The organism is bacterium, from assembly GCA_035529855.1.
Classification (GTDB): Bacteria; RBG-13-66-14; B26-G2; order WVWN01; family WVWN01; genus WVWN01.
The window spans coordinates 24,623-32,629 of the sequence record DATKVX010000101.1; the positions used below are offsets into that span (position 1 = coordinate 24,623).

General features: G+C 64.2%; 11 protein-coding genes. 10 read left to right on the forward strand and 1 reads right to left on the reverse strand.

The features are described 5' to 3' along the window. Positions 1-6: 6 nt before the first annotated feature. The 9 genes from VMX79_10610 to VMX79_10650 all read left to right on the forward strand — a co-directional run bounded on the left by VMX79_10610 (position 7) and on the right by VMX79_10650 (position 6,373). Positions 7-735 (forward strand): HAD family hydrolase, encoded by a 729-nt coding sequence (locus tag VMX79_10610; GenBank protein HUV87548.1) that lies wholly within the window; start codon positions 7-9, stop codon positions 733-735. After that, positions 736-1,485 carry a tetratricopeptide repeat protein gene (locus VMX79_10615; GenBank protein HUV87549.1) on the forward strand — a complete coding sequence of 250 codons (750 nt, stop codon included), beginning with the start codon at positions 736-738 and terminating at the stop codon, positions 1,483-1,485. After that, positions 1,436-2,764, forward strand: a complete 1,329-nt coding sequence (locus VMX79_10620; GenBank protein HUV87550.1) for a tetratricopeptide repeat protein — start codon at positions 1,436-1,438, stop codon at positions 2,762-2,764. The genes VMX79_10615 and VMX79_10620 overlap by 50 nt, the downstream gene beginning before the upstream one ends. Continuing rightward, positions 2,761-3,429: a tetratricopeptide repeat protein gene (locus tag VMX79_10625; protein HUV87551.1), complete on the forward strand. Its 669-nt coding sequence runs from the start codon at positions 2,761-2,763 to the stop codon at positions 3,427-3,429. Before VMX79_10620 ends, VMX79_10625 begins: the two co-directional genes overlap by 4 nt. Positions 3,430-3,540: 111 nt before the next feature. After that, positions 3,541-3,819, forward strand: a complete 279-nt coding sequence (locus VMX79_10630) for an HU family DNA-binding protein (protein HUV87552.1) — start codon at positions 3,541-3,543, stop codon at positions 3,817-3,819. Between the two features lie 317 nt (positions 3,820-4,136). Next, the gene (locus tag VMX79_10635; GenBank protein HUV87553.1) at positions 4,137-4,661 is read left to right on the forward strand and encodes a hypothetical protein; all 525 of its coding nucleotides are present in this window, start codon (positions 4,137-4,139) and stop codon (positions 4,659-4,661) included. 116 nt (positions 4,662-4,777) lie between these two features. Further along, positions 4,778-5,188: a hypothetical protein gene (locus tag VMX79_10640; protein HUV87554.1), complete on the forward strand. Its 411-nt coding sequence runs from the start codon at positions 4,778-4,780 to the stop codon at positions 5,186-5,188. A gap of 1 nt (position 5,189) precedes the next feature. Continuing rightward, positions 5,190-5,642, forward strand: coding sequence for a hypothetical protein (locus VMX79_10645; GenBank protein ID HUV87555.1), 453 nt, complete (start codon positions 5,190-5,192; stop codon positions 5,640-5,642). A gap of 23 nt (positions 5,643-5,665) precedes the next feature. Beyond that, complete coding sequence (locus tag VMX79_10650; GenBank protein ID HUV87556.1) at positions 5,666-6,373, forward strand: hypothetical protein; 708 nt, start codon at positions 5,666-5,668, stop codon at positions 6,371-6,373. A gap of 4 nt (positions 6,374-6,377) precedes the next feature. Here VMX79_10650 and VMX79_10655 read toward each other — a convergent pair whose 3' ends face one another. After that, the gene (locus tag VMX79_10655; GenBank protein HUV87557.1) at positions 6,378-7,265 is read right to left on the reverse strand and encodes a hypothetical protein; all 888 of its coding nucleotides are present in this window, start codon (positions 7,263-7,265) and stop codon (positions 6,378-6,380) included. A gap of 32 nt (positions 7,266-7,297) precedes the next feature. On the opposite strand from VMX79_10655, the gene VMX79_10660 reads away from it, so the two are divergent. Continuing rightward, complete coding sequence (locus VMX79_10660; GenBank protein ID HUV87558.1) at positions 7,298-7,963, forward strand: hypothetical protein; 666 nt, start codon at positions 7,298-7,300, stop codon at positions 7,961-7,963. Positions 7,964-8,007: the final 44 nt, after the last annotated feature.

An 8,007-nucleotide genomic window follows, 5' to 3' on the forward strand; every position in this document is an offset into this window, starting at 1 on the left:
GATCGTTTGCCCATAGCTTTCGTATATTTCGACCTGGACGACACGTTGATAGACACGACGAACGCGGTGGTCGACGCGTACGCCGCGGCGCTGGCCGAGATAAGGCCGGCGGTCGTCGACGCGGGTTGCGCGCCGCCGTCCGAGGCCGTCGAGGAAGAGTTAATCGGTACCTTCGGCTCGACGATGCCGGACGAATACCTGGCCGCGTGGCTGTACGAGGCGGGCGTGGACGCGGACCTGAGACAAGAACTGGCCGCGCGCGGGACGGCGATATTCACGCGACTGACCAGCGAAATAGCGCCTTTCCCGGACGCCAAGCCGGTTTTGGAGTGGCTCGCGGAAGAGGGCATAGGCCGGGGCGTAATATCGGACGGCCGGCTCGAGGAGCAACGCGCGAAGCTCGAGCAAGCCGGCCTGGCGCGATTCATCGGCCCCGCCTTCATATCCGAGGATTACCCGGTGTTCAAAGGCAAACCCAGCCTGGCGATGTTCGAGGACGCGCTCGCCGCGGCGAACGCTCCGGCGGCGGCCGTGATGTACGTCGGCGACCGGACGAAGGACGTAATCGGCGCCAACCTCGCCGGCATGGTTTCGGCGCGGATATTGCAAGGTTGGGCCAACCGGCGACCCGGCGGGGTTAAGCATTTCGCCGCGGCGCGGCCGGATTACGCGATACGAAACCTGGGCGAGCTTCCGGACGTAATACGCGGCCACGACCGCCCGGAGGCGGCTTAGATGGGCCTCGAGCTCGCGTTCGGCAAAGGCCGGTGGATGTACTGGTCGATATTGCTCGCGGTCCTCGTCGCGGCCGGTATAATTGTCGCGCGGCGCAAGTCGCCGGAGGAGGTTGCGCGCAAGAGGCTGGTATGGGGCGACGCCGCGCAGGCCTCGGGCGAATACGACCAGGCGATCGCGTTCTACAAGACCGCCATCGATAAAGACCCCACCCTGTGGGGCGCGTATTTCAACCTCGCGCTGGCGTACGAGTACGTAGACGAGCAGAAGGCGCTCGCGGCGTGGGAGGAATACCTCGAGGTGGCGGCGGCCGAGCCGTCTCAGGAGGAATGGTCGGCTCAAGCGCGCGACCACCGCGGCCGGCTCCGGGCGGCGCCCTATTTCGTCCGGGCGCTGGAATTGACGGAGGGGGCCGACTACGAAGGCGCGCGACGGGAGTACGAGGCGGCGCTGAAATGGAGGCCGGCGGACCTGGATATCCTAAAGGGCGCGGCCGCCAACGAGGTCGCGGCGGGCGATTACGCCGCCGCGGTTCGATACTACGAGCGGGCCCTCGAGGCGGCGCCCTATTCCATGAATATCCGGTACGACCTGGCCCTGGTCTACGAAAACTTCGACAAGGGTAAAGCGGCGGCGTTGTACCGGGAATTATTAGAGATGTCCAAGACGAACGCCGGCATAACGATGGAAAAATTAAAAGATGCCCAGCGGCGACACGCCGCGTTGGCGCGGGAGGGTTATCGCGGCTAGGCGGCTGAGCCGGACGTTTATCGCTATCTGCGCCGCCGCGGCTTGCGCCGGCGCCGCGCCGCCCGACGACGAGGCCCTCGTGGAGGCGAAGATGCTGGAGGCCGAGGCCTCGTTCTGGGCGGCCGACTACGTGGCGGCGGAGCTGGCTTTCTTCGAGACTTTAATGGCGCGCCCCGACGACGGCCGGGCGCATTATTATTTAGGAAGAATATACCAATCGCGGGGCTTAAGGGGCAAAGCGGCCGAGCATTACGAGGCGGCGGCGGGGCCGGCGTACCCGGAGACTTATTTCTTTTTGGGCTTACTCTACCACGACGAGAGGCGGCTCGAGGACGCCGAGGCGCGATACCGTCGCTATTTGGAATTTTACCCGGACGACGCCGCGGCCTGGTTTAATCTCGGCGTCACCCTGGCCGCCGCGGGGCGACCGGCGGAGGCCGAGGAGGCGTACCTGAAGGTATTGACCGAGGACCCCCGCAGCGTCGCCGCGCTCCACAACCTCGCCGTCCTGTACCACCGCCGGGGGGATTTCCGCCGGGCGGCGTTCTTTTGGCAGCGCCTGTTGGAGGTGGCGCCGGCCGGCGCCGACGCCTATTACGGCCTGGGCCTCGCGAATTATTACGCCGGCGACTACGCGGATGCCGCCGCGGCCTTCAACCAGGGTACGCGGCTCGAGCCGCTGGAGAGCCGCTTTTTCTACCAATCGGGGCGCGTATATTTCGAGTTGAAGAAATACGACCTGGCGGTGGGGCTTTACAAGCGCGCGTTCGAGCTCGGCTACGACGAAGGGGACGTCGCGGAGGGTATGGGCCTGGCGTACGAGGGGTGGCGCCGATACGACAAAGCGACGCCGCTCTTGAGGAAAGCTGCGGAGCTCAAGGGGGACGAGGCGGGCCGCGCCTATGCGGCGTTGGGCCGGATAGAACGCGAGATGGGGCGGCCGGGCGCGGCGCTGGCGGATTTCTACGAAGCGGCCGCCAGGCTGGAAGACGCCGCCGACGTGCACAATCAAATCGGCGAGCTCTACCTGGAGGCGGACCTGGCGACGTGGGCCGCGGAGGCTTTCGAGCGGGCGACGGCGCTCGAGCCGTCCGACCTGGATTTCAACTACAACCTGGCGGTGGCGCGCGAGCGTTCGGAACCGTCCCGGGCGCCGGAGCAGTGGCGCCGGTACCTGGCGTTAGCCGAGGGCGTCCCGGGCGAGAAGCGTCGCGCCGCGGAGGCGCGCGAGCGGCTCGAGCGCCTGCTCGAGGGAAAAAACCGAGAGGCGACGCCGTGAATTTTAAGCAGGTAGCCGTAAAAATACTGGCGTGCGGGGCCGTTGTGGCCGCGAGCGGCTGTTACCGGCTCATCGGCGGCGAAGAGCACCGCCGCAAACAGAGCATAGCCAAGCACACCGGTATGGCCGAATTACGCGAGGCGGCCGGCAACTACGAGGGCGCGGCGGACGAGTACCGCGCCGTAATCGAGCTCGCGCCCCGCCTCGCGGAGGCGTACCTGGGCCTGGGCAACAACCTCAACAAGTTGGGCCGGTACGGCGAGGCCGCGGAGGCGTACCGCAAGGCGGCCGCGCTCGAGCCCCAAAACTACGATTTTAGATTTAACCTCGGCGTAACGCTGGCCCGGGCGAAGAAGTACGAGGAGGCCGCAACCGAGCTGGAGGTCGCGGCGTCGCTGGCGCCCGATAAAGCGGAGCCGTACATATATTGGGGTTCCGCGCTGCGGGAGGCCGGCGACTACGAGGAGGCCGCGGCGGCGTTGGCCCGGGCCCTCGTCGTCGAGCCGGCGAATACGCTCGCCCACCTGAACCTGGCGCTGACGCTGGACGAAGTCGACCCGGCTCGAGCCGCGGCCGAGTGGCGGAAAGTGCGGGATGCCCCCGACGCCCTTCCCGAGTGGCGCGCGATGGCCGACGAGCGGCTCTCCCCCGGCGAGGAGGATTGACCGGGAAAATTAGTCGTAAAAAAACCTATGTATGGTATGCTTTTTTCGATTGACACGGCGGGCGCGGTGTGTTAGCGTCGATCGGAGACTTTTAAGAAAGGAGGTCGTGAAATGGCGGTAAGCAAATCGGATATCGCCCAAGCGGTGGCGCAGAAGGCCGGCATGCCCAAGAGCCGGGCGGACGACGTCGTATCCATGGTGTTCGACACTATCCAGGACAGCCTCCAAAAGGGCGAGCGGGTTTCGATAGTTTCGTTCGGGACGTTCGAAGTACGTACTAACAAAGGTCGGATGGGTCGGAACCCGAAAACGGGCGAAACGATATACATCCCGGAGAAGCGTTCGGTCAAGTTCAAGGCCGGGAAAGGATTGAAGGAAACGGTCCGATAGCGGTTTTATTTTGTAATTGGAATAAACGGGCCCCGGTACGGGGCCTTTTTTCATATACGGACCGGGATACGGGAATGCCGGGGAAATCGAACCCGGCGTGCGGCGCCTAAAAATAGGTTTTCCGGGTGCTTGACATATCTCGGCTTTGTGTTAATATCGGTCGAGTCCGCCCCCGCCGCGATTACGATACGGCAGGCGCGTCGAAATAGAATATTTATATACCGTGCCGGGATTTTAAGCAGTAATTTAGTTGACCGCGGGAACTGTTTAAAGTATAGTAGGGCGAGCGGGACAACGAACCCACAGGAGAATTTATTATGAATAAAACGACAACTTTTTTATGCGTCGCGGCCCTCTGCGCCGCCGCGGCCGCCGTCGCCGCGGAAGAAGTCATTTGCCGCGGGGCGAAGGTGGCGTTCGAGGTCCCGAGCGGCAATTGGACCGTAAACACGGCCTTCACGACGCTCGTCGCCGCCAGCCTCGAGAACAAAAAACTCAACGGCCGTATAACTATAAGTTACGCCGACTACGACATTTACGGTTTCAAAGTCGATTACAAATTCCTGAAAGGCCTGTTGGAGAAGAACGAGAAAAACACCTATAAGGTTACGAAGCCGAATTACGACCGGGTCTCGCTCGGCGATAAACACTTCAGCTTCGGCCGCGCGGCCCGGCTCGAGTTCACCATTTTCGACGAGCTCGGCTACCATCATACCGTGGTGTACGCCATCGCGAACGGGACCATCGTGTACTTCTGCTCCGCGGAGAGCCTCGAGCGCGAGTGGCCTTTGGTGGAAGAAGATTTCGAGTCTTTGGTCGCGTCGATAAGGTTCACCCCTTGACGTGACGTAAAAAATTCGGCGCCGAGAAAATCGGGCCCGGTTTTGAACCGGGCCTTTTTTATTGCTCTGAGGGAATCTTACCGGTCGCAGTTTGACCGAAATCAGGAGGTGCGGAATTGGCAGCGTTGACGGCAAATCACGACGCCGAGCGTAAGGACGGCATCCTGGTCGCGTACAAGGTGGCCGCGCGCACGGTGATATACAAGGGGGCGCTGGTGTGCCTGAACGCCGTGGGGTACGCGGTTCCGGCGGCGGACGAGGCCGGCCTGACGTTCGTCGGCGTCGCGTACGAGCGCGGCGACAACGCCGCGGGCGAAGACGGCGACGTCTCCGCGCGGGTATGGAAGGACGGCTCGTTCCGCGTCGCGATGCGCTCGCCCCGGCTGGCGGACCTGGGCGCGCCGGCGTACGTCGTCGACGACAACACGGTGGCCTTGTCCGCCGCGAACGAGGTCCCGGCCGGGACGCTCGTCGAAATACCCGCCGACGACGTCGTCCGCGTGTTAATCCGGAACGCGGTGAAGTAGGGTGCGGCGCGACGCGACGAACTACGTACGAGAGGTCAAAGAGCGGGTCCGCGCGCTAATCGAGCGCGAGCTCGACGGCGCGGTCGTGTACCCGGCCGACCCGGAGCACATCCCGGCGTTCGGCGCCGGCGGCACGTTCTGCGTCGAGGCCGCGTCGTCCGGTGTCGAGGCCGCGGCGGCGGACTACGGCCGCGTCGTAGTAACTCTCCGCATCTGGACCTACGTCGACGGCGACGGGTCCGAGGCGGAGGAGGCCGCGACGGCGCTGGCGCAGCGGCTCGAGGCGGCCTTGTTCGCCGCAGAAGCGCCTTCGGCCGGCGCCGGCTCGCTCGGCCTCGAGACGGAATATTTACGCACCGATTATTTAACACGGGAGAAAGGCCGCGCGTTCCGACGGCGGCGCGTCCGAGCGGGGCGCACCGAATGGCGCGTGCGGCTGGCCGCGCGCCGCTAAGGGCGCGCACGCGGGAGTTGCGTATGAAACTAATAGGAAAAGGTTTGGTAATAGACGCCGAGCGGGGCGAGAACTTCCCCGACTACGGCGACGTGGAAATAGACTTCGGCCTGGCGGTGGCGCTGCCGTCGCCGGCGGGTTTCGTCTTGCCCAACGACGCCGCCATAACCGGCAAAATAGCCTGGTACGACCTGAACGCCGAGCTGCTGGCCGCGGTCACCGGCGACGCCCTCTCGGCCGGCACGGTGGCCCGGGCCGAGGCGGAGCCGCACCAGGTCCCGGCGGAGCCGCCGTACGAGGTGGAACTGGTCGAGACGACGGTCGTACCCCTTTCGGAAATAGTAATCGGCGACGACAACCGGCGGCTGCGGCGCGTGGACGGTATCCCCGGCCCGGACGAGTACGCCGTCGACGGGACGGCGCTGACGTTCCACGCCGCCCGCGCCGACCTCTACGTCTACGTGGACTACTTTTATTCCGACGCCGCCGGCGGCAAAACGGTCGTCGTGAGTCCGTTCAGCGCGCCCGGCGCGTTCAAGCTGCTCGCCACTTTGAGGTTGTACGACGGCGACGACGGCCTGTACGAACGCGAACTCGTCCTGGCCGCGGAGCGCTGCCGCCGCACCGGCCCGCTGGCGGCCGAGTCGCCCGCCGCGGAGCCGGGGTCCTTCGGCTTCTCGTTCGCGGTGGAGAACCGCGTCCCCGGCGACGTCGTCGTGCATTTCCCGTAAGGGCTTAAAGCGTGCAGTTGCAAACGACGTCGGTTATCCCCAGCGCGCGGTGGCACGCTTCCGTCTCTTTGCACAGGCCGAAGTCCATCCCGGCGGGCACCAGGCCTATTAAATATTTATAGATGTGCAACCGTCGCGCCGTTGGAATTCGCCGCCGGCCGTCGGCGGGGGTACGTTCGGAGGCGTAGTCGAAGACCGAAGTCTCCCGCCCTAACTTGCGGGCGTACGTCTTGACGTTGGGGAAATAACGCAGCGAGCCGAACGTGATGCGCTCGGGAGGGGCTACTTCCAGTATATGCTCGAGCAACGAACGGTACGAGTTCTCCCACCCCGGGATGGGGATTATGGGGTCGACCCGGAAGCGGACCCGGTATCCGGCCGCCGCGGCCCGGCTCGCCGCGTCCACCCGCTCGCGGGGAGAGGGCGAACCGATTTCGTATTCCGCGGCTACGTCGGAGGCGTTGACGGAAAAGGATACGACGGTACGGCCGGTGTGCTCGAGCGGCAACAGGTTATCGACGTTGGTGGATTTCGTCAGCAGCACGAGCAGGTGCCGGTCCTGCGAGGCGAAGCGGGGGACGAGCTCCTTTGTAAGGCCGGTGCGGTCGTCGACCGCTAACGCGTCGGAGAGTTCGCCGGCGTTGAGGACCGAGGGTTCCTCGCGGGTGAGGAATTGGTCCACCTCGCGGAGCATGTCGTCGGTATTCGTGAAGATCGTCTGGTGGACCTTGCCGCGGAAGGTGAGCTGGAGGTAGCAATATGCGCACCGGAAGACGCAACCGTTCCCGTGCGCCAGGATGTAAAAATGCGGGCAGACGATTCCGGGCGGCGTTTTATCGAAATACCGAATGAACTTCGACCGCCGCGGCCTCTCTATTATTTCCGCCGTCACGCTACGCGCACCTCACCTCGGGAGGTTAGTCTATGTTAAACGAGCCCGAATATCAAGGAGCCCTTTCCCTGGAAGGCGACGTCGACGCCATCAACCCCGAGAAGTTCGCCTTCCGGCGGGATGCGCTGGCGCACGACCGCCGGCGAGCCAAAATTATCGAATTATACGCCGGCGTCGGTTACCTCACCTCCCGCGTCTACGCGCCGGTTTATCGCGGGGTCGTCGTCGTTGAGAAGAACGCGGAGCACTTTCGGCGCCTCCTGCGGCGCCTCGGCCGCTTCGCCAACGTTCGTTATTACAATAAAGCGAACGCCGATTTTATCGCCGAGGACTTGCCGAACCACCTCGACTTCTCCGCCGTCGACTTCGACGCTTTCGGCTCGCCGGGCGAAGTCGCGATCAAGCTCTTCGGAGCCGTTAAGGGCAAAGTGTCCGACCCGTTCCTCCTGTTGATGACCGACGGCGGCCTACTCGCGGCCAGGCGCCGCGCGCCGATGAACCTGTACCGATACTACCTCGCGGGCCCTGACGAGACCCGCCGACCCCCGGCCGGCCTCGCCGGGCATTTCGAAGAGTTTCAGGCCCGTTTCGTCGAGCGCCTCGCCTCCCGCCACGGCTTCACCTCGAAGGCCACGGCCGCTCAACGCAACCGGAACGAGACTGCACTTTACTCCGCATACGTAATCGGTACGCGCTAGGCCACTTTTATTATGAGGGCGTTTTTAAACTATATAGGCGGCAA

What these genes read in the sequence shown, in the direction of transcription:
- VMX79_10650 (HUV87556.1), top strand. Translation starts at nt 5,666, where the DNA reads ATGAAACTAATAGGAAAAGGTTTGGTAATAGACGCCGAGCGGGGCGAG.
- VMX79_10660 (HUV87558.1), top strand. Translation starts at nt 7,298, where the DNA reads ATGTTAAACGAGCCCGAATATCAAGGAGCCCTTTCCCTGGAAGGCGAC.
- VMX79_10620 (HUV87550.1), top strand. Translation starts at nt 1,436, where the DNA reads ATGCCCAGCGGCGACACGCCGCGTTGGCGCGGGAGGGTTATCGCGGCT.
- VMX79_10630 (HUV87552.1), top strand. Translation starts at nt 3,541, where the DNA reads ATGGCGGTAAGCAAATCGGATATCGCCCAAGCGGTGGCGCAGAAGGCC.
- VMX79_10615 (HUV87549.1), top strand. Translation starts at nt 736, where the DNA reads ATGGGCCTCGAGCTCGCGTTCGGCAAAGGCCGGTGGATGTACTGGTCG.
- VMX79_10635 (HUV87553.1), top strand. Translation starts at nt 4,137, where the DNA reads ATGAATAAAACGACAACTTTTTTATGCGTCGCGGCCCTCTGCGCCGCC.